This is a genomic window from Daejeonella lutea (assembly GCF_900168015.1).
GTDB lineage: Bacteria > Bacteroidota > Bacteroidia > Sphingobacteriales > Sphingobacteriaceae > Daejeonella > Daejeonella lutea.
In genome coordinates this window covers 1,167,238-1,187,273 of sequence record NZ_FUYR01000001.1, presented here as the reverse complement: position 1 = coordinate 1,187,273, position 20,036 = coordinate 1,167,238, and the positions used below count along the sequence as shown (strand labels likewise).

Annotated in this window: 19 protein-coding genes; 10 read left to right on the top strand and 9 right to left on the bottom strand. The window is 40.7% G+C overall.

Features of this window, described 5'->3' with window-relative positions; genetic code table 11:
* Position 1: 1 nt before the first annotated feature.
* Complete coding sequence (tgt, locus tag B5X60_RS05310; protein WP_079701574.1) at positions 2 to 1,132, bottom strand: tRNA guanosine(34) transglycosylase Tgt; 1,131 nt, start codon at positions 1,130 to 1,132, stop codon at positions 2 to 4.
* A 112-nt stretch (positions 1,133 to 1,244) separates the two neighbouring features.
* On the opposite strand from tgt, the gene B5X60_RS05305 reads away from it, so the two are divergent.
* The 4 genes from B5X60_RS05305 to dprA all read left to right on the top strand — a co-directional run bounded on the left by B5X60_RS05305 (position 1,245) and on the right by dprA (position 4,798).
* Complete coding sequence (locus tag B5X60_RS05305) at positions 1,245 to 2,360, top strand: glycosyltransferase (RefSeq protein ID WP_245803463.1); 1,116 nt, start codon at positions 1,245 to 1,247, stop codon at positions 2,358 to 2,360.
* On the top strand, positions 2,351 to 2,965 hold the full coding sequence (locus B5X60_RS05300) for an RNA polymerase sigma factor (RefSeq protein WP_079701572.1): 615 nt from the start codon (positions 2,351 to 2,353) through the stop codon (positions 2,963 to 2,965). The genes B5X60_RS05305 and B5X60_RS05300 overlap by 10 nt, the downstream gene beginning before the upstream one ends.
* Positions 2,955 to 3,581, top strand: a complete 627-nt coding sequence (rsmG, locus tag B5X60_RS05295; RefSeq protein ID WP_079701571.1) for a 16S rRNA (guanine(527)-N(7))-methyltransferase RsmG — start codon at positions 2,955 to 2,957, stop codon at positions 3,579 to 3,581. The genes B5X60_RS05300 and rsmG overlap by 11 nt, the downstream gene beginning before the upstream one ends.
* 128 nt (positions 3,582 to 3,709) lie before the next feature.
* The gene (dprA, locus tag B5X60_RS05290) at positions 3,710 to 4,798 is read left to right on the top strand and encodes a DNA-processing protein DprA (RefSeq protein WP_317043738.1); all 1,089 of its coding nucleotides are present in this window, start codon (positions 3,710 to 3,712) and stop codon (positions 4,796 to 4,798) included.
* Positions 4,799 to 4,811: 13 nt separating this feature from the next.
* On the opposite strand, the gene B5X60_RS05285 is transcribed toward dprA, so the two are convergent.
* From B5X60_RS05285 to sppA, 4 genes are all read right to left on the bottom strand, one after another.
* Positions 4,812 to 5,312, bottom strand: coding sequence for a SixA phosphatase family protein (locus B5X60_RS05285; protein ID WP_079701569.1), 501 nt, complete (start codon positions 5,310 to 5,312; stop codon positions 4,812 to 4,814).
* Positions 5,305 to 6,282 (bottom strand): glycosyltransferase family 9 protein, encoded by a 978-nt coding sequence (locus tag B5X60_RS05280; protein ID WP_079701568.1) that lies wholly within the window; start codon positions 6,280 to 6,282, stop codon positions 5,305 to 5,307. Before B5X60_RS05280 ends, B5X60_RS05285 begins: the two co-directional genes overlap by 8 nt.
* A gap of 1 nt (position 6,283) precedes the next feature.
* Positions 6,284 to 7,954: a DNA polymerase/3'-5' exonuclease PolX gene (locus tag B5X60_RS05275; protein ID WP_079701567.1), complete on the bottom strand. Its 1,671-nt coding sequence runs from the start codon at positions 7,952 to 7,954 to the stop codon at positions 6,284 to 6,286.
* A 310-nt stretch (positions 7,955 to 8,264) separates the two neighbouring features.
* Positions 8,265 to 10,034 carry a signal peptide peptidase SppA gene (gene sppA / locus B5X60_RS05270; protein WP_079701566.1) on the bottom strand — a complete coding sequence of 590 codons (1,770 nt, stop codon included), beginning with the start codon at positions 10,032 to 10,034 and terminating at the stop codon, positions 8,265 to 8,267.
* Between the two features lie 86 nt (positions 10,035 to 10,120).
* Between sppA and folK the strand changes: the two genes are divergently transcribed.
* Both folK and B5X60_RS05260 read left to right on the top strand, forming a co-directional pair.
* Positions 10,121 to 10,603: a 2-amino-4-hydroxy-6-hydroxymethyldihydropteridine diphosphokinase gene (gene folK, locus B5X60_RS05265; protein ID WP_079701565.1), complete on the top strand. Its 483-nt coding sequence runs from the start codon at positions 10,121 to 10,123 to the stop codon at positions 10,601 to 10,603.
* Between the two features lie 16 nt (positions 10,604 to 10,619).
* Positions 10,620 to 11,006 (top strand): Hpt domain-containing protein, encoded by a 387-nt coding sequence (locus B5X60_RS05260; RefSeq protein WP_079701564.1) that lies wholly within the window; start codon positions 10,620 to 10,622, stop codon positions 11,004 to 11,006.
* Here B5X60_RS05260 and purS read toward each other — a convergent pair.
* The 3 genes from purS to rho all read right to left on the bottom strand — a co-directional run bounded on the left by purS (position 11,003) and on the right by rho (position 13,680).
* A complete protein-coding gene (gene purS, locus B5X60_RS05255; RefSeq protein WP_079701563.1) occupies positions 11,003 to 11,254 on the bottom strand; it encodes a phosphoribosylformylglycinamidine synthase subunit PurS in 252 nt (83 codons plus the stop codon). The genes B5X60_RS05260 and purS overlap by 4 nt on opposite strands.
* Positions 11,251 to 11,937, bottom strand: coding sequence for a CDP-diacylglycerol--serine O-phosphatidyltransferase (gene pssA, locus B5X60_RS05250; RefSeq protein WP_079701562.1), 687 nt, complete (start codon positions 11,935 to 11,937; stop codon positions 11,251 to 11,253). The genes purS and pssA overlap by 4 nt, the downstream gene beginning before the upstream one ends.
* A gap of 75 nt (positions 11,938 to 12,012) precedes the next feature.
* Positions 12,013 to 13,680, bottom strand: coding sequence for a transcription termination factor Rho (rho, locus tag B5X60_RS05245; protein WP_079701561.1), 1,668 nt, complete (start codon positions 13,678 to 13,680; stop codon positions 12,013 to 12,015).
* Between the two features lie 233 nt (positions 13,681 to 13,913).
* Between rho and pyrF the strand changes: the two genes are divergently transcribed.
* The 3 genes from pyrF (at position 13,914) to B5X60_RS18445 (ending at position 16,362) form a co-directional block, all read left to right on the top strand.
* Positions 13,914 to 14,744, top strand: a complete 831-nt coding sequence (pyrF, locus tag B5X60_RS05240) for an orotidine-5'-phosphate decarboxylase (protein ID WP_079701560.1) — start codon at positions 13,914 to 13,916, stop codon at positions 14,742 to 14,744.
* Between the two features lie 114 nt (positions 14,745 to 14,858).
* Positions 14,859 to 16,139, top strand: a complete 1,281-nt coding sequence (locus B5X60_RS05235) for a DUF2851 family protein (RefSeq protein WP_079701559.1) — start codon at positions 14,859 to 14,861, stop codon at positions 16,137 to 16,139.
* 1 nt (position 16,140) lies between these two features.
* Positions 16,141 to 16,362, top strand: a complete 222-nt coding sequence (locus tag B5X60_RS18445; protein WP_079701558.1) for a PspC domain-containing protein — start codon at positions 16,141 to 16,143, stop codon at positions 16,360 to 16,362.
* A 188-nt stretch (positions 16,363 to 16,550) separates the two neighbouring features.
* Here B5X60_RS18445 and B5X60_RS05225 read toward each other — a convergent pair whose 3' ends face one another.
* Positions 16,551 to 17,198: an ankyrin repeat domain-containing protein gene (locus tag B5X60_RS05225; RefSeq protein ID WP_079701557.1), complete on the bottom strand. Its 648-nt coding sequence runs from the start codon at positions 17,196 to 17,198 to the stop codon at positions 16,551 to 16,553.
* 298 nt (positions 17,199 to 17,496) lie between these two features.
* Here B5X60_RS05225 and B5X60_RS05220 point away from each other — a divergent pair, with 298 nt between their 5' ends.
* Complete coding sequence (locus B5X60_RS05220) at positions 17,497 to 20,031, top strand: FtsK/SpoIIIE family DNA translocase (RefSeq protein ID WP_079701556.1); 2,535 nt, start codon at positions 17,497 to 17,499, stop codon at positions 20,029 to 20,031.
* Positions 20,032 to 20,036: the final 5 nt, after the last annotated feature.

Here is a 20,036-nt window from a genome sequence, read left to right as displayed (position 1 = left end):
CTTACAAGCGTTGAGCAACCTGTTTCACCATCTTATTTTTCCATTCGTTGAATGTTCCTTCAATGATTTTCGCCCGGGCTTCCGAAACAAGCCAGATATAAAAGTGTAAGTTATGCAAAGTTGCTATCTGGGAGCCTAAAATCTCATTTGAATGTGCAAGATGCCGGAGATAGGCTTTGCTGTAATTTCTGTCAGCAAATAAATCACTGTCTTCTTCGATAGGTGAGAAGTCATTTTTCCATCGTTCATTCTTTATATTGATAATGCCGTTTTTAGTAAAAAGCATTCCATTACGGGCATTGCGTGTGGGCATTACGCAATCGAACATATCAATTCCGAGCGCGATATTCTCAAGGATATTTACCGGTGTTCCTACGCCCATTAAATACCTGGGTTTGTCGGACGGAAGGATATCACACACTATTTCCGTCATTTCATACATATCTTCTGCCGGTTCACCGACAGACAGACCACCAATTGCGTTACCCTCTCGTTCAAAAGAGGCTATCATTTCTGCCGACTGCTTTCGAAGATCTTTGTACACTGAACCCTGTACAATCGGGAAAAGGGTTTGAGAATAACCATACTTGGGCTGAGTTTGATCAAAATGGTCGCAGCAGCGTTTCAGCCATCGGTGCGTCATCTCCATCGAGCGTCGGGCGTATCCATATTCGCATGGGTAGGGAGTACATTCATCAAAAGCCATAATAATATCCGCCCCGATAATACGCTGGGTGTCCATAACACCTTCGGGGGTAAACAAATGTTTGGAGCCATCAATATGGGATCGGAAGGTGACACCCTCCTCTTTTATCTTGCGAACCCCAGATAAAGAATAAACCTGGTAACCCCCGCTGTCGGTAAGGATTGGTTTTTCCCAGCCATTAAATTTGTGAAGACCCCCTGCCATTTCCAAGGTGCTCAGACCAGGCCTTAAATAGAGGTGATAAGTATTGCCGAGAATTATCTGAGCTTTGATGTCATTTTCCAGTTCCCGCTGATGAACCGCTTTCACAGAACCTGCCGTACCAACGGGCATAAAAATCGGGGTCTGAATTACGCCGTGATCAGTTGTGATCTCACCCGCACGTGCCTTGGTATGGCTATCGGTAACTTCAAGCTTGAACTTCATTCAATAGTTTATAGGACCGGCAAAAATAGTAAATAGATGCGAGTAACTGGATGAATCTCATTTCTCATCTCTTTTATCTAAATTTACCTCCTTAATAAAGATATTTTCTCGCGTGGACTATTTGTATATAATTGTTTTAATTGCCTTTCAAATTTGCTTTTTAATCCAACTATATTATTTAATAGTAATAAACAGGAAGTTAGCAACATACAAAATTGCTGAGCCTGAATCCTTTATCGAAAGCCCGGTTTCGGTAATTATATGTGCACGAAACGAACTAAACAATTTACAGAAAAACCTTATCCTATTTCTCGAACAAGATCATCCCGATTTCGAGGTCGTCGTTGTAAACGATTGCTCGAATGATGGCACCGACTGGTATCTGCGGGATCTTTCTGCAGTTCATCCGAATTTGAAAGTTGTTACCCTCAGTGATCACCCCAGGTTTAAGCATGGGAAAAAATTTGCCGTTACGCTTGGTATAAAAGCAAGTAAGAACGAGAATATGATTTTTTCGGATGCCGATTGTCGCCCTGCCTCCAAATTTTGGCTTTCGCGAATGCAAAGACACTTTAGAGATAACACAGAGATAGTGCTTGGATACTCCCCCTATGAGTCTACCGGTGGCCTGTTGAACAAGATTATTCGTTTTGAAACATTTTCAACTGCTTTAAACTATATATCGTTTGCGTTATCAGGCATGCCATACATGGGAGTGGGAAGGAACCTGGCATATAAAAAATCACTTTTTTTTCGGGGGAAAGGTTTCGCTTCCCATATGCATATTCTCTCAGGGGATGACGACTTGTTTGTAAATCAGAATGCGAGTGATTTAAATACAAGCATTGAAATACATCCGGATGCTCAAGTCTGGTCGGAACCAAAGCATACCTACGGCGGATATTTTAATCAAAAGATCAGGCACCAGGGTGCTGGTAAAGCCTATCAGTTAAGGCATAAACAGATTCTAAGTTTGCAGGCTGGATCAGGAGTTCTTTTCTACATTCTTCTTTTCGCACTGATAGTTATTCAGGCACAATGGTGGCTGATTTTATCAATTTATTTGATTCGCCTTGCAGTACAGTTATTTGTTTATGTACCTTGCTTCAGAAAGCTGAGCTACCCCGACTTAATCTGGTGGTTGCCCATTCTAGATTTCATTTATTACCTTTATATAATGGTTCTTAGCTTTGTTTCCTTGTTTAAGAAAAGATTGGAATGGAAATAAATCCTAACTTTTCGCCGAATGCGAAGAATGATTTTCATGTAGTTTCCAGGGCTAAACAGGGCGACCAAAAGGCATATGCAGAACTTATGCAGCGTTATAAAGACTCGATATACTTTATGGCACTGAAAATGGTCAATAATAAGGACGATGCGATGGATCTTACGGTGGAAACTTTTGGTAAGGCATTTGAAAACCTGGAGAAGTACAAACCTGATTTTGCATTCAGCACCTGGCTTTTTCGGATTGCTACAAACAATTGTATCGACTTCATCCGAAAGAAAAGATTGAATGTCGTTTCATTAAATACCTTAACCGACCAGGATGGCGAGGAGAGGCATTTTGAAGTACGGTCTGAGAGCTTAAATCCAGAAGAAAATTCTATTAAGAAGCAGGAAAACGAAAAGCTTAAAAACATTGTCGAGCAGTTGCCATTGAGATACCGTACCTTGATAGTATTGCGATATTTTGAAGAACAAAGCTATGAAGAAATTGCACAGCAGCTGGATCTTCCACTGGGTACCGTTAAAGCACAGTTATTTCGCGCCCGTGATTTATTGGCAAATATTATGAACCGGAAAAAGAATAATCTTCGAAGTGACTTCTGAACTAATACTCCATTATTTCCCGGATTTGACTCAGAAACAGAAAGATCAGTTCGCTGGACTGGATGACCTTTATCGGTTCTGGAATTCTCGTATCAATCTGATTTCCAGGAAGGATATAGACATGCTATATCTTCACCATATTCTCCATTCGCTGGCGATCGCTAAAGTAGTAAGTTTTCTCCCAGGGGAAAAGATTCTTGATGTCGGGACTGGTGGAGGGTTTCCAGGTATTCCGCTTGCTATTCTATTTCCTGATACTCATTTCCACCTCGTCGATTCCATCGGGAAGAAAGTTAAAGTAGTCAACGAGGTAGCTTTAGCCAGCGACTTGAAAAATTTAGTGTCCACGCATGCAAGGGCTGAACAGATAAATGATAAATTTAATTTTGTTGTTTCGCGCGCAGTAACCCGACTATCCGAATTCTATCCATGGATTAAAGGGAAATTCCTCAAAGATTCCGTAAATGACATTCAGAATGGTATACTTTATTTAAAAGGCGGCGATTTAACTGATGAAATCAAAGAATCTAAACTGGATGTCACACTTATTCCCCTTACCAACTATTTCAAGGAAGATTATTTCGAAACTAAATACGTGGTTTATATACCTCAGTGAGGTCGGGAGACGAGCATCTTCTCGTTGTTCTAATCTCAGATTCCATACCGTTCCCTTTTTCTTTCGCACATATTAGTCGTTTTTTTGCCGCGCTGTAAAAATATGCTGACTTTGACTATATGTCATTAATGCATCAAATTGCTTTGTCCTGCCTCCCGGGTATAGGCCCTGTTCTTGCAAGAAATCTAATTAGTTATTGTGGTAGTCCGGAAGAGGTTTTTAAAATCAATGAAACTCGTCTGCGAAAAATACCAGGAATAGGCCCAAAAACGGTTGAAGTAATAAGGAATCACTCCGTGTTCGACCGTGCAGAGAAAGAAGTTTCCTTCATCGAGAAATACAAGATCAACGCATTATTTATTACTGATGACAAGTATCCAAAGCGACTAAAGAATTGTAGCGATGCTCCGGTTATGCTGTATTTTAAGGGAAATACCAATCTGGATTCTGAAAAGGTCATCAGTATCGTAGGTACCAGAAAGTCAACGGAGTATGGAAAGGATATCTGCCGGGAATTACTTGCTGGCTTAAAGATCCACGAGCCTTTGATTATAAGCGGCCTGGCATATGGTATCGATTTTTTATCACATAAAGAAGCATTGAAGAATTCTCTCGCTACTGTCGGGATCATGGCTCATGGGCTGGATAGAATTTATCCTGCCCAACACAGGTCTTTAGCTGAAAAGATGATTGCCGATGGTGGATTGCTGACAGAATTTATTTCGGGGACTGTTCCTGACAGAGAAAATTTCCCGAAACGTAATCGCATTATTGCTGGACTGGCAGATGTAACAATTGTTGTTGAAGCCAATATTAAGGGTGGCGCACTAATCACGGCAGAACTTGCGAATTCGTACAATAGGGATGTTTTTGCCTATCCGGGCAGGATAAATGACGAGTACAGTTCCGGCTGCAATCACCTAATCAAAACTAATCGTGCAAACTTAATCACCAAACTGGCAGACCTTGAGTATATATTAGGGTGGATGAAATCCTCTGTTAAACCCCCAGCAAATCAACAACTGATCTTACCAATGGACCTGTCGGATGATGAAAATCTAATTGCAAATGTTCTGATGAACAAGGGAGACGTTATGGTGGATGACCTGGCGCTGATGACTGGTTTTCCCCAAAGTAAATTAGCAGTTCACATCCTGGGGATGGAAATGAAAGGTATCATTGTAGGGATGCCAGGAAAAGTTTATAAACTTGCCTAAAGGATAATTTACTCTAATCCTGTCCATTCTTTGGATAATCATAGAAGATTAGGTCGCCGGTTCCAGCGCTTACCATTGACCAGTCATCGAACGGGAACTCAATCAGTACCATTCCACAGGTAGGTATATTAACCAAGTCGTTGTTGCAGAGATTGCTAACGACACTTGTAATACCCGGGTTGTGTCCGAATAGTGCAGTGAACGAAGAGTGATTGTCCAGGTCATTTATAACAGCCATCAATGTAGATGTAAGGGCCTCATAGATCTCAGGTTCTGTTAAAATTAAGGATTTCTCAATACCAAGTTCTTTGGCAAATAAACGGGCGGTTGAGAGAGCCCGTAAAGCCGGGCTGCTTACTAACTGCTCAGGAATCAGCCTTTTTTTTAACAGCCTGTTAGCCATTTCAGGTGCACTTTTTTCTCCCCGGGTGTTCAAGGGACGATCAAAATCAGATAATTTTGCGTTATCCCAATCGGATTTGGCGTGTCGAACCAGTAAAAGTTGTTTAGGCATGAGCTTGCTGACTAATAGTTATGAGATCAATTTTGTTCATGCAATTAAAGTGCCCAAGCGGACATTTTTGGTATCCAATTTTAGAACACGGCCTGCATGAAAGTCCTTTAACTTCATGTATTTTGGATTCTTCCGCCATATATGGATACATCCCGAATTCGGGAACAGTATTACCCCAGACTGAATGAATAGTTTTCTTAAATGCGGCAGCGATGTGCATCAGGCCCGTGTCGTGAGTTATTACACTTGCTGACATCTTCACGAGAAAGGCGGATTGATCCAGCTTGAACTTACCGCACCCATTAAAAACATGATCTCCTCCAGCCGTAGCAATTTGTTCACCCCGCTCTGTGTCCTCAGGCCCACCAAGCAACACAACAGGGTGTTTCAGCAGTTGGCACAATTCAATTAATTTATCGGTAGGAAGTCTCTTTGTTGCATGTTGCGCGCCAATAACAAGCGCAATATATTGGTGATGGGAAGGAGGAAGCAGGAGGGAAAGGTTATGATTATTTAACAAGAAATAATCCAGTCCCTTTTCATCATTTTTGACGCCAAGAAATTCAACTGTCTTCAAATATCGGTCAACAATGTGCTCATTTGGTAAAAAATTGACCTTGATTCTAACCAGTAGCCATTTCTGCCAGTTAAGTTTATTAAAGGATGATACTGGTTTACCTAAGCTTCTTTTAATGTATAAAGTTCGGATATTGTGGTGAAGATCAATAACATGATCAAAATTTTCTAACTTCAAATCTGCTACAGTTTCAGATAGAGAATCCTTAAGAAAATGTATTTTATCGATGTATGGATTCGCCGAAAGCACCGGTTCGAAAGCTTTTTTAGTAAGATAATGTACTTCGACACTGCTCAGTTGCTCTTTGACACAACGAATAACCGGAGTGGTCAATACAATATCGCCGATCGAACTGAATCGAATGATAAGAATTTTGAGATTCCCTGTTTTCAACTCAGCTTCTTTTTTTTGTGAACAAGGTTTTGATCTGATCCAGATCCATTGCGTTAAGACAGTTATTTCGGGACACACCTCCTTTGCGCGCTATAAGAGTACCGTAATGCATATCATAAAAACCTTCCTTCCGATGTGCATCGGGGTTTATAGATAAAAGAACCCCTTTTTCTATTGCATATTGTTGCCATCTCCAATCGAGGTCGAGTCTCAAGGGATTTGCATTTATTTCAATAATCACATTGTTGGCAGCACAGGCGTCAATTACTTTTCGGTGATTTATTGGATAGCCGCCCCGACTTAAAAGCAATCTGCCTGTCGGGTGCCCTAAAATTGTGGTAAATGGATTTTCCACAGCTTTTATAAGGCGCTCGGTTGCTTTATCTTCGGTCATTTTCAAGATGGAATGTACTGAGGCAACAACAAAGTCAAAAGATGCCAAAACATCCGATGAATAGTCCAGAGATCCATCATACAATATATCAGACTCTATGCCTTTAAATATATAAAAAGGTGCAAGCTTAATATTTAGTTCTTCAATTTCACGCTGCTGTGCTGCAACCCTGATTTCATTTAGCCCGTTTGCATAGAACGCCGATTTGGAATGATCACATATTCCGAGATAGGCTAGTTTTAATTCATCGCGGCAAAAAACAGCCATTTCTTCCAGAGAATGAACGCCATCACTCCAGGTACTGTGATTATGTAAAGTTCCTTTAAGGTCAGTGTAGGAAATCAGATCAGGCAATTTATTGGCAGCTGCTAGAGGAAATTCGTTTAAACCTTCACGCAATTCAGGCTCTATAAATGGAATGCCAGCAAGCGCGTAAATTTCGTATTCACTTTTGCCACTTACATCAGTGTTTACCAATTTCAAGGCTAGCTCATCAACATGGTCATTATTGCCCGTATGCAATATCTTTTGCCATCCAATATTTTCGGACGTACAGAAGATCAGGTTCACTTTTATCCCAATTTCCGCTTCACATTCTATCGCATTGTTAATGAAAGAGCCAGGATTCAGTCCCGCATTTTCAAGCAACTGTTTAATATCATTGGTAAGGGAATAACTCGTTAAAATGTCCAGGGAATCAATGATCTCACATCTCCTGCGGTATTGTCCGACTACGTATACCTGATCAGTTCTAAATTGCCTTTGGAGTTCTTGCAGGAGACCCTCTGCAAAATGTTCAATTCTAGCATAGATGAAGCGGCCACTGCTTGCCATGCTGAACTCAATTGCTTTTTTTATTTCCTCCTGGGTCTTAAGGCCAAAACCTTTTGCTTCTATCAGGCGGTTTTCATTGCAGGCATAATAGAGCTCGCCGACGTTCTCAATTTCGAGCTCCTTCCAAATAACAACAATCTTTTTGGGCCCCAATCCTTTTATCCGCATCATTTCGACGATTCCTGACGGGGTTTGGGCAAGCAGGTCACTTAATTCCGGGATTGAATTAGTTTGAACAAGAGCCCATACTTTTGAAGCAGTGCTTTTACCTAAACCGTCGATCTGTTCCATTTCGGTTAGGCTTTTCCCTGCGATAGGATAGGGCAGCTTGTCAATTTTGAATGCAGCATTGGCGATCGATTTGACTTTAAATGGATTTTCGTCATGAAGCTCCATTAGCTGACCAAGAAGGCGAAGGGTTCTTGCGATTATTTTATTTTCCATGGACTAAGGTCTGTTCAAAAATAAGCAGAACTATGTAATAAACTTTAGTTTGGTGATTTTTAATGAAGCATTGGAGCTCGCGCTTACGCCACTTTTTTTACCGTCTAGAAATTTTTAGAACAGTTAGGAACGGGCTATCTTAAACCTGCCTGGCGGCAGGCATGCGCAAAGATCGCAGGGTAACCCCCCAAGTGTCGCAGGGCCTGCATGATGCTATTAATGCGTTTCAAATATTCGTTTGGCTTCTTCGCGGCCTTGCGAAAATATTACCTCCTTTGAGGGTAAATAGGTGTTAAGCCCAAGTAGAGTGCTATCTGATCGTGATATTATAAGGAATTCTCGTTTGAATTCCGGAAATACTCAATGCCGATTTCAGCTGCTCGTAATAAGTGAAATTGTCCCCTAGCTCTCTTTTAGCAAAATAAACCCTGACTTTATCGGCCGAATTATCAAAAAACGATTTGAATGGATCAACCTGAGCAGGATAACTCACTACCTTATAATCACTTAGTTTGGCTTTTTTCGCAGCAGAAGCTATCGCATCGTTTATATCTCCCAATCGATCAACCAGTCCATTATTCAGTGCTTCTGTTCCGCTCCATACTCGGCCCTGTCCGATGCTGTCGATGTATGTCTGCGACTTCTTTCTTCCGTCAGCTACCTTCTTAGTAAAAGTGTTATAGGTTTTGTTTACTTCCTGCTGGAAAATCAATTTTTCGTCTTCAGTTAGTGGACGACTAACGTCGCCCAGGTCAGCATATTTACCAGTTTTTACGCCATCAAATGTGATCCCAAGTTTATCATTAAAGAATTTCTGCATGTTTGGAATGATGCCAAAAACGCCAATAGAACCTGTAATTGTATTTGGTTGAGCAAAAATCGAGTCGGCCGCACATGCGATATAATAACCTCCGGAAGCAGCTACGTCTCCCATGGAAACGATCACAGGCTTAACTTTTTTAGTCAGAACGACTTCTCTCCACATTACATCAGATGCTAAAGCACTACCACCAGGAGAATTGACTCTGAGTACAACAGCTTTAATCTTATCGTCGGTCCGGGCTTTGCGAATAGCCCTGGAAATTCGTTCTGAGCCCATGGTATTATCATTTCCTTCTCCACTGATGATCTCACCGTTAGCATAAATAACGGCGATTCTATTGGATGATGTGGTACTCTCTCTCTCGTCCTTTCCTGCGTAATCTTCAATGCTGACGGATTTGACGTCTTTCTTTTTATCACTTCCGGAACGTTTCTTTAATTCATCAAGGACCTGATCTTTATAAAGCAGACCGTCTACCATTTTGAAAGACACTGCATCCTTTGGATCCCTGACTTTCGCACTGTCAGCTATTGAGAATAAATCAGCCTTCGCAATTTTGCGGCTTTCTGAAATTTTATTGAGGAAGTGATCATACATTGAGCCAAGGAATGAGGTAACCTGGCGGCGGTTCGGTTCACTCATTTTTTCCAGAATGAACGGTTCAACAGCACTTTTATAAGTGCCTACTTTAATTATTTGCGCCTCGATACCGAGTTTGTCAAGCGAGCCTTTGAAAAACATACTTTCTGAGCTCAAACCCCTGAAATCGACCATCCCTTCAGGATTTAAATATATTTTGTCTGCTGCGGTAGCAAGGTAATAGGCACCCTGAGTGTATACTTCACTATAAGCCAGAACAAATTTGCCGGATTTTCTAAAGTCTATCAACGCGTTTCTGATTTCTTCAATTGTTGCAAACCCTGCTGAAACTGAGGAAGCATCGAGATAAATCCCTTTGATATTTTCATCAGTTTTAGCGGATTGTATTCCGGCGAGAATCTCTTTTAGCCCAAGTGTTTTTTTGCTTTCAAAACCCATAAAATTGAACTCGGAAAATGGGTTTTTATCGGCGCGTTCAGAAATTGGATAATCCAGACTCATGTGCATAACGCTATTAGCCGACACTTCCACCTTTTTGTCGCTTCCCGCGGAAGAAACTAGAACGGTGATGAATATTATAAAAAGGATGAAAATCGCGAAAAACGAAAGTATTACACCAACCATGGATGCGAAAACAAATTTGAAAAATTCTTTCATATAAGGGTCAAAAGTTTTAACTATGCAATTATACTAAATAACAGATGCTGTACCTGACTAAATGTTACAGAACCAGCTAAAATAACATGAATATCGCGTATTTATTACTGGGAAGTAATCTGGGGAATAGCATCAAATATCTGTCAGATGCGTCAAAATTGATTACCCAGAGGCTGGGCGCAGTTACTTCAGCATCATCGCTTTATCAAACAGCATCCTGGGGTAAAAACGATCAACCGGACTTTATTAATCAAGTGATAGCCATTGGGACAGAATTAGGCCCTTCCGACCTTCTAAAAGGGGTTTTATCGATAGAATTGGCGCTCGGAAGAGAGCGAAAAGAAAAATGGGGCTCAAGAACTATTGATATCGACATATTATTATATGGAGACCAGATAGTTAATGAATCTGACTTGAAAATTCCCCACCCCTTTCTTCATGAACGGCGTTTTTGTTTAGAGCCTTTGTGTGAAATTGCGCCAAAGCTTGTTCATCCCTCGTTAAACCGACCGTTTGTCGATTTGTTAAATGATTTGTCGGATAGTTTATTCGTAAAAAAGTTATCTTAGCTGATATTTATTTCTCATGTCGGAAAACCAATCTCAAAACAAAGCAGAATTCAAAATTGATTTAACCTATCTCCGCGATGTATCTAGCGGGAGCAATGAATTTATGATTGAGATGATCGAATTATTCCTCGATCAGACACCGGCATATTTTGATCAGCTGAAGCAATATATCGCTGAAGAGAACTGGTCGAAAGTAGCGGAAATTGCTCACAAGATAAAACCAACCCTTGCGTTTATGGGAGCCGATTCAGCAAAGGAAAGTATGGCGGAAATTGAGAATAATGCGCGGAGCCTTACAAACACAAATTCAATCGGCCCAGCATTTGAAATGCTTTATGAGTTTAGCGGAGATCTGTTCAATAAACTAACGGAGGTAAAGAAAGAACTCGAGCAGGCTGGTTAAGCAGGCTGTAATTCAAATTCGTAGCTTTCCATAATCAGATTTGCCAACAGTTTCCGGCAAGCTTCATCTACCTTTTGATTAGCTACTGTCTCATTTGGTGCTTCCAACTCGAGTGTAATATGTTTACCCACTCTAACATTATGAATTTCCTGTAGACCGAGATTTTTCATGCTGCCAGTAACGGCTTTGCCCTGAGGGTCCAGAATTTCCTTGAGTGGCATTATATTTACTTCTGCGATAAACTTCATTTTGCTGTTCTGAATTGGATAAAAGATAGAATAAAGTATAAAATCAATATGAGTGGAACTGCGGCAAATTTAAATATTACCAGCAGAATGAGTGAGGAAAAAACTAAAATATAACGATTTGTATTCTTCCTAAGATCCATACTGCTGAATTTTAAGGACATAAGATGAATTTCTGAAACGAGTAATAGTCCCATTCCTAAGCTAAATAACACGAGAAAAAAGTGATTTTGCAGGTAAGGTGAGACGAAATTCTGGTCCGCAGCGATAAACGGTAAAGAGGCGATGAGCATAGCATTTGCCGGGGTTGGCAAACCAATAAAGTTCTCGGACTGCCTGGTATCATTATTAAACTTTGCTAACCTCAGGGCTGATAAAATTGCAATTAGAAATGCTGAGAAATTTATCCACTGGTTAGGCGAAGACGACTGGAGGAAGAACTGATAGATAATTACCGAAGGTAAAACTCCGAAACTCACCATATCGGCAAGTGAATCCAGATCTTTGCCAATATCAGAATAGGCTTTTAACAAGCGTGCGAGCATGCCGTCAAAGAAATCGAAAATAGCTGCAACTATAATTGCATATGAGGCAATTTCAAGCTCACCCTGAAATGCATAAACGATTCCCAGGCAGCCGCAAAACAGGTTTAGACATGTTACGGTATTGGGAATGTGTTTAACCATTTTTGTGAACAGGTTTAGGCATTAGGCCTTAGGAAATGGGGCAGGTAAAAACCTAACGCCCAAAACCTAATTATCCTATGAGTTCATTGAAATTAAGAATTCTTCGTTAGTTTTTGTACCGCGCATTTGTGATTGGAGGAATTCCATTGACTCCTGCGAGTTCATATCTGCAAGGTGGTTCCTTAAAATCCAGATTCGCTGAAGGGTATCCTTATCCAAAAGCAAATCATCGCGACGGGTACTTGAAGCAGTAAGATCGATAGCAGGGAAGATACGCTTATTAGACAATTTACGGTCTAACTGCAGCTCCATATTGCCAGTTCCTTTGAATTCCTCGAAAATTACCTCATCCATTTTAGACCCGGTTTCAGTAAGGGCAGTTGCTAATATAGTTAATGAACCCCCATCCTCAATGTTTCTCGCTGCTCCAAAAAAGCGTTTTGGTTTGTGTAGTGCGTTTGCATCAACACCCCCCGAAAGAATTTTACCTGATGCAGGTGCTACCGTGTTATAGGCACGCGCAAGGCGGGTGATTGAGTCAAGAAGGATCACCACATCATGTCCGCACTCTACCATTCTTTTAGCTTTTTCAAGTACAATGTTGGCAATTTTTACATGGCGCTCGGCTGGCTCATCAAATGTTGATGATACAACTTCAGCACGTACGCTTCTGGCCATATCAGTAACCTCTTCAGGCCGTTCATCAATAAGTAGGATGATCAGGTATACTTCCGGGTGGTTCTTGGCAATTGCATTAGCCACATCCTTTAAGAGCATAGTCTTTCCCGTTTTGGGTTGAGCAACGATCAGGCCACGCTGACCTTTACCAATAGGAGTGAAAAGATCTATGATCCTTGTTGAGTGATTTGCCGTATCAACAAAAAGGTTTAATTTTTCAGTCGGAAAAAGAGGTGTAAGATAGTCGAACGGTACGCGGTCACGGACTTCCGCTGGCATACGCCCATTTATTGCCTCGACTCTAACTAGAGGAAAGTATTTTTCACCCTCTTTTGGCGGCCGAATGCTTCCTCTGACAGTATCTCCGGTTTTTAAGCCGAATAATTTAATCTGTGATTGCGAAACATAAATATCATCAGGTGATGAAAGGTAGTTGTAGTCTGAAGATCTCAGAAAACCATATCCGTCAGGCATGATCTCCAGAATCCCCTCATTAACAATAACATTGTCAAAATCCAGGTTAATAGCAGGTTCCTGGTTCCTGTTTTGATTTTGATTCTGATTGTTTTGGTTTTGCCTGCGGTCAAATTTCTTTTGGTCACCCTGGCCGCCAGTTCGTTGGCCCTTAACTGCTTCGGTATCTTCTACAATTTCAGAACTCGTTTGTTCTTCGGATGCATTCGATTCTTGAGTTTGTGTAATGTTATCTGAAATGTTTTGTTGTTCGGACGAGTCGCTGATTGCATCCTGCTGGGAAATCTCCTCCTCTTCAGGAAAATCGAATGTACGTGTATTATCAAGATGAACTTCCTGGTGTTGTTTGGTTTCGTTCTTTGCTTTTACACTTCTTAAACGTTTACGGGGTTTGCCATCAGCCTGATTTGTATCGCCTTCATTTATAGTAGCTACCGTAACTTCAGGTGAGGGAGGGTTTGCCGAGCTTTCAATAATTTTATGAATGAGGTCCTGCTTGCGCAATGTATCAGTGTCGGCTACGCCAAGGCTTTGGGCAATTTCACGCAGCTCAGAAACGAGCTTATCGTTCAATTTATTACTATCCAGCATTAAATATGGTTTATAGTTTTGGGATTTTTAGTTCAATAATTCATCCTGGAGAACGACAGCACAAATAAATTCAAAAAATGATATCTAGGAATTATTGTGATTTCCTGAATTCAGGGATAAATTGAGATTACAGCACAATGCTATACAATTAAATGAAATAATCAAAACTTTAATTTCTTTTTTTGAGTGCATGACACCTTCTTTATTTATTTTCGCTCAAAATTATATTCCTGATGAATAGACAGCAGTTAGTTAACCAAATAAAGCAGAAGAAATCGTTTTTATGTGTTGGACTAGACACTGATATAAGTCTTATTCCAAGCTTTTTGCTAGATTTTGCTGATCCTGTTTTTGAGTTTAATAAACGAATCATTGACGCGACTCACGACCTGTGTGTGGCATACAAACCAAACAGTGCATTTTATGAAAGCAGAGGTATAGCTGGGTGGCAAAGCCTTATCATGACTTCCCAGCATATTCCGAAAACCTGCCTAGGCCTTATCGATGCTAAACGCGGAGATATTGGAAACACTTCAACGATGTACGCTAAAGCTTTTTTTGATAAGGAGTCTTCAGGAATGAGTTTTGATGCCATTACTGTAGCACCCTATATGGGAATTGACTCTGTTAAACCCTTTCTTGAATTTGAGGGGAAATGGGTTGTGCTACTAGCTTTAACATCAAATGAAGGTGGAAAGAACTTCCAGTTTTTAACAACTGGAGAACAACGCTTATTCGAAACAGTTATTGATACCGCGAATACCTGGGCCGGTAATGACCGGATCATGTATGTAGTTGGAGCTACGAGAAGTGAAGAATTTATAAATATCAGAAAACACGCACCCGATCATTTCTTACTCGTTCCCGGTATAGGTGCCCAGGGAGGAAGCCTGCAGGAAGTTGCAAAATTTGGAATAAACAATGATTGCGGCTTACTTGTGAACTCATCACGATCAATAATTTATGCATCCAGGGGTGAAGACTTTGCTGAGAAGGCACGGGAAGAAGCATTAAAGCTTCAACAAGAAATGAGTCATATTCTTGAAGAAAATAATCTTATATAATTTAAGGAGGGAAACTGGAACTACATCGCTGAAAATTCCCGCCACTTATTGAATACATTATACCGGTAATTCAATCTAGACCCTTTCTGCCTTATAAGTGCCGTAACTTAAACTATGGCCCACCATGAAGATTTTCTACATTATCTTTGGAAATTTCGCTTATTCGACCAGAAAAATCTCACAACCAGTTTAGGGGAGCCGATTAAGATTTTAAATGTTGGGTCACACAATACTCACTCCGGACCGGATTTTCAAAGCTCTGTTGTGAAAATTGGAGATACCTTATGGGCAGGTAACGTTGAAATCCATTTACGTTCATCAGACTGGTCTCGACACAAGCACCAGACAGATCAAGCCTATGATAATGTTATTTTACACGTAGTTGGGAAGCACGACAAGGATATTGTTCGAACGGATGGTTCGTTAATTCCAACGCTCTCGCTCGAAGAGCTTATCCCGGCTAAGATTTCCGATGCCTATCTAAGTTTAGTAGAGTGTATGGACTGGATTCCATGCGGAAGACAGGTTGGACAAGTCGATACTTTTCATGTCAGGAACTGGCTCTACCGTGTTGAAATTGAGAGGTTAGAACAGAAGTCAGCTGCGGTTGAACACTTACTCATGGAATTTAAAGGAAGTTGGGATGATGCATTTTACATTCATCTTGCATCCAATTTTGGCTTCAAGACGAATGCAATGCCCTTTGAGATGCTCGCCAGATCCTTGCCTCGATATTTATTAGACCGTTATAAAGATAAGCCTTTACAAATTGAGGCCTTGATTTTTGGACAGGCTGGGTTTCTAATGGACAGGCATACTGATGCATATCCAAAATTGCTCCGAAAGGAGTATGAATTTTTGACGAAAAAGCACGGGTTAATAATGATGGATAACTTCTTATGGAAGTACATGAGAATGAGGCCGGTTAATTTCCCGACAACACGTCTTGCGCAATTCGCTGGACTTGTGCTCAGTTCGAGTCATCTATTCTCAAAAATACTACGTGAAAAGGATGTCAATCGGGTTATCCATATGTTTCAGGGGTTGTCTGTAAATGAATATTGGCAGGATCATTACCGATTCGACGTACCTTCACAAAGACGTTTCCCATTGCTGGGAGAACATTCATTAAATAATATACTTATTAATACTGTTGCTGTTTTTTTAATGGCTTATGGACGGCAGAATTCATCTCAAGATCATATTAACCGAAGCATTTTGCTTCTCGAGAGCCTGCCGCCCGAAACAAATTCTATTATTGCTCGTTTTAAAGAAATTAAGTTAAGTCCAGAAAGCGCATTTTTTTCGCAGTCGTTAATTCAATTGAAAAAAGCCTACTGCGATGAGAAGAAATGCTTATCTTGTGGCATCGGGATGAAATTATTGAACATTTGACATGTTACAGAGATTTATTACATTTTTTGAGAAACGGTCCTTCGGTGTGTGTACCTATCTTGGAGAGCGTCTGAACATCTCCATATCGAAGATCAGATTATTTTTTATTTATTCTTCCTTTTTAGCCGTCGGGTTTCCTTTGGTATTCTATGTATGTGCCGCCTTAGTATTAGATATTCGCCACTTCATCAAAAGGAAAAGGGCTGGAGCTTGGGATTTGTAGATAGAGGCAGCAACAAAAATCAAGAGAAAGGCACCTTTTTTCAGAAATATTGAATTGTCGACTGGATCATTTTCGTTCATGTGGAGCCAATGCCGCACATTCGAGTTAACATAATCGGTATTTCCCCTTTAATAAAGTTTGACTGCCGAAATCCTTAATTGTTGTTTGAATAAGTTAACTTCTTGATACTAAGAAAGTATCTTGGCGATTTCCGCAAAACCCTTTTCTGAAGCTTTATCAGCCGGGGTTTTCCCATCTTCTGTCAAGGCATTAACATCTGCACCTGCTTCCAATAGAACTATCAGTAGGTCAATATTTCCGTTATGCGCCGCAGAATGTAGGGGTGTGGCTCCCGACATTTGGACCACATTGACATTTGCACCGGCTTCGATCAGCATTTTGGCTATCATGTCGTAATTTGATGCCACTGCAGAATGGATTGGATAAACGTTGTATCCATTCATAGACGAGGTATTTGGGTCAGCTCCTTTTAACAATAATAGCCGAACGACATCTTCGTTTCCGAAATATGACGCCAGGCCAAGGGGTGTAAAGCCATCATCTGAAAAATCATTGATTAGACCAGGTGATTCATCAATTGCTTTTTCTATAATGTCTGTTTTGCCAATTGCAGCGGCTTCGAAGAAGGTAATTTTATCTAAATGCTTGAAAATAATCTCAGCAAGTTCTGGCTGCCTGTAATAACAACATAGCATCAAAGGCGATACCTGATGACTTGTTTTTACCGAAGCAATTTTGGGATTTGATGTTAACAGGGCGTCGAGCTCAAAAGAATTGCCTGTTTGTATGTACTCTTCCAGTAAATCTTGATCCATTGTAATTCTTTTTTGATGGATAAAAGCCCGTATGTAAGTCAATATTAATAAAAATAAATAAAAAAATCCCACCCCATTTTAAGGAGTGGGATTAACCACCTAAACCTAAACTAATCGTATGACTCTTCAGAGCCGATATTTTCTCAAAATAATTCTACTTCAACTCTAAATCTATTCAATACTAAGACCGCAAGGTTTTTTAAAGGTTTAATTATTCGGGAAGAAAAAACAGGCATACAGGTAATATCTGATTATTCTTTATAACGTTATATTTGTCAGTACATAATTAAGATATCGGATGCCCTTAAGAGGAAATCAGTTCCGGAATGAGAATTCATTTCGTGACGAGCCAAAATCAAAGCCCACCACAAAATCGAGGATTTCTAGGGAAACTGCGGATGTAATGCCAAAGTTTAAGTTTAACGACGACCGTGCAATTAAGATCATTGGATTGTTCTTCCTGATTGTTTCCTTGTATTTCATGATAGCCTTTACATCCTATCTTTTTACATGGAAGGATGATCAAAGTTATGTGCTCGATGCAAATGGAGGTTGGGGTAACCTTTGGAAGACGCAAGCTGAATTGATTGACATGGGATTGAACCAACCCGTGGTGGAAAACTGGTTGGGTAAATTTGGAGCTTTACTTTCACATCAGTTTATTTACGAATGGTTTGGTGTCGCTTCATTCCTTTTTATTGGCGTGTTCTTTATTGTGGGTTACCGCATGCTGTTTAAGATAAAGGTGTTATCAATCTCAAAAACGCTTTCTTATTCGTTTTTTCTTCTGATTTTTATCTCGGTAACGCTGGGATTCTTTCATGCCTTTTTAACTGATTACCCACATTACCTGGAAGGTGAGTTCGGCTTCTGGACGAACCGCCTGTTACAGGCCCAAATTGGGAATGCAGGTATAGCCGGTCTTTTAGCTTTTGCTGGCCTGACAGCCCTTATTATAGCTTATAACATCGATTTCAAGATTCCGGAGCGGAGCAGAGAACCGAAATATGTTGTTCCCGAGACATCCGAAAATATAGAATTGGAAGAGGAAGTGCGCTATGAACCAGTTGAATTTAACCTTCCAAACCGTTCAAATTCTGAAAATGGCAATTCAAATAAGGTTAGTCAAAATCTGCCACCACTACAACCTATCGAGCCTGATCCAGACCGCCATGTTAATGTGGTGTTAAGTCCGTCAAGAAATGTACCGATGGAAACTGCAGTGGCCGTTGTGAATGAAATTAAAGAAACTCCACCACTAACGATCGAAGTTACAGAGGAGGAGAAAAAATCTTCAGAACTTGTGGAGCAATTTGGGATGTATGACCCCACACTTGACCTTTCAAGTTATAAGTATCCTCCGCTTGACCTGTTAGAAAATTACGGATCAAATAAGATAGCTGTAAACGCGGAGGAATTGGAGGCGAACAAGAATAAAATTGTCGAAACTCTCAATCACTATAATATTGAGATTGATAAGATAAAGGCCACCATAGGTCCCACCGTTACCTTATACGAAATAATTCCAGCTCCCGGAGTTAGGATTTCGAAAATCAAAAATCTTGAGGATGATATCGCGCTAAGCCTTGCCGCTTTAGGGATACGGATTATTGCTCCTATGCCTGGCAAAGGTACAATTGGTATAGAAGTCCCAAACCAGCACCCGGAGATGGTGTCTATGCGATCCGTGCTGGCTACGGAGAAGTTTCAGAATACCACAATGGACCTTCCTATTGCCTTGGGGAAGACAATTTCGAATGAAGTTTATATAGCAGACCTTTCAAAAATGCCTCACCTCCTGGTAGCGGGAGCAACCGGGCAGGGAAAGTCGGTGGGTATCAATGCGATCCTCGTATCTCTGCTTTATAAAATGCATCCTTCGCAATTGAAATTCGTGCTTGTTGATCCCAAAAAAGTGGAACTGACCTTGTTCAGAAAGATTGAACGGCATTTTCTGGCTAAGCTCCCTGGAGAGGAAGATGCGATCATTACGGACACCAAAAAAGTTATCGCTACACTAAATTCTTTGTGTATCGAGATGGATCAGCGGTATGATCTGTTGAAGAATGCACATGTAAGAAATCTTAAAGAATATAATCAAAAATTTATCAGCAGAAAGCTCAATCCGAACGACGGCCATCGTTTCTTGCCGTTCATTGTGCTGATTATCGATGAATTTGCGGATTTAATGATGACGGCTGGAAAAGAAGTAGAGACCCCTATTGCGCGTATAGCCCAGCTTGCCCGTGCGGTGGGTATTCACCTCGTAATAGCAACTCAAAGGCCTTCTGTAAATATTATTACAGGAACAATTAAGGCAAACTTTCCAGCCCGGCTTGCATTTAGGGTTCTCTCTAAAATCGACTCCCGGACAATTCTCGACAGCGGGGGAGCTGATCAGTTAATCGGGCGAGGGGATATGCTTTTATCAACTGGAAGTGATCTTATACGGATACAATGTGCATTCGTAGATACACCGGAAGTTGAAAAAGTGTCTGATTTTATCGGTGCACAACGGGGATATCCGTCTGCTTTCATGTTGCCGGAATATTTAGATGAAAATTCGGAATCTTCAATGAAAGAGTTCGATGCGTCGGACAGGGATCAGTTTTTTGAAGAAGCTGCGCGACTCATTGTCATGCACCAGCAAGGATCTACGTCATTAATTCAGCGAAAATTAAAGCTGGGTTATAACCGGGCAGGAAGAATAATCGACCAATTAGAAGCTGCCGGAATAGTTGGCCCTTTCGAGGGAAGTAAGGCACGTGAAGTTCTAATTCCTGACGAATATTCTTTGGAACAGTTCTTGGGTACATTAGATCAAAAAGAATAACGTTA

Coding starts and splice junctions, on each gene's coding strand:
- tgt (WP_079701574.1), bottom strand. CDS start 1,132: ATGAAGTTCAAGCTTGAAGTTACCGATAGCCATACCAAGGCACGTGCG.
- B5X60_RS05300 (WP_079701572.1), top strand. CDS start 2,351: ATGGAAATAAATCCTAACTTTTCGCCGAATGCGAAGAATGATTTTCAT.
- dprA (WP_317043738.1), top strand. CDS start 3,710: ATGCATCAAATTGCTTTGTCCTGCCTCCCGGGTATAGGCCCTGTTCTT.
- B5X60_RS05285 (WP_079701569.1), bottom strand. CDS start 5,312: ATGCCTAAACAACTTTTACTGGTTCGACACGCCAAATCCGATTGGGAT.
- B5X60_RS05275 (WP_079701567.1), bottom strand. CDS start 7,954: ATGGAAAATAAAATAATCGCAAGAACCCTTCGCCTTCTTGGTCAGCTA.
- sppA (WP_079701566.1), bottom strand. CDS start 10,034: ATGAAAGAATTTTTCAAATTTGTTTTCGCATCCATGGTTGGTGTAATA.
- folK (WP_079701565.1), top strand. CDS start 10,121: ATGAATATCGCGTATTTATTACTGGGAAGTAATCTGGGGAATAGCATC.
- B5X60_RS05260 (WP_079701564.1), top strand. CDS start 10,620: ATGTCGGAAAACCAATCTCAAAACAAAGCAGAATTCAAAATTGATTTA.
- purS (WP_079701563.1), bottom strand. CDS start 11,254: ATGAAGTTTATCGCAGAAGTAAATATAATGCCACTCAAGGAAATTCTG.
- pssA (WP_079701562.1), bottom strand. CDS start 11,937: ATGGTTAAACACATTCCCAATACCGTAACATGTCTAAACCTGTTTTGC.
- rho (WP_079701561.1), bottom strand. CDS start 13,680: ATGCTGGATAGTAATAAATTGAACGATAAGCTCGTTTCTGAGCTGCGT.
- pyrF (WP_079701560.1), top strand. CDS start 13,914: ATGAATAGACAGCAGTTAGTTAACCAAATAAAGCAGAAGAAATCGTTT.
- B5X60_RS05235 (WP_079701559.1), top strand. CDS start 14,859: ATGGCCCACCATGAAGATTTTCTACATTATCTTTGGAAATTTCGCTTA.
- B5X60_RS18445 (WP_079701558.1), top strand. CDS start 16,141: ATGTTACAGAGATTTATTACATTTTTTGAGAAACGGTCCTTCGGTGTG.
- B5X60_RS05225 (WP_079701557.1), bottom strand. CDS start 17,198: ATGGATCAAGATTTACTGGAAGAGTACATACAAACAGGCAATTCTTTT.
- B5X60_RS05220 (WP_079701556.1), top strand. CDS start 17,497: ATGCCCTTAAGAGGAAATCAGTTCCGGAATGAGAATTCATTTCGTGAC.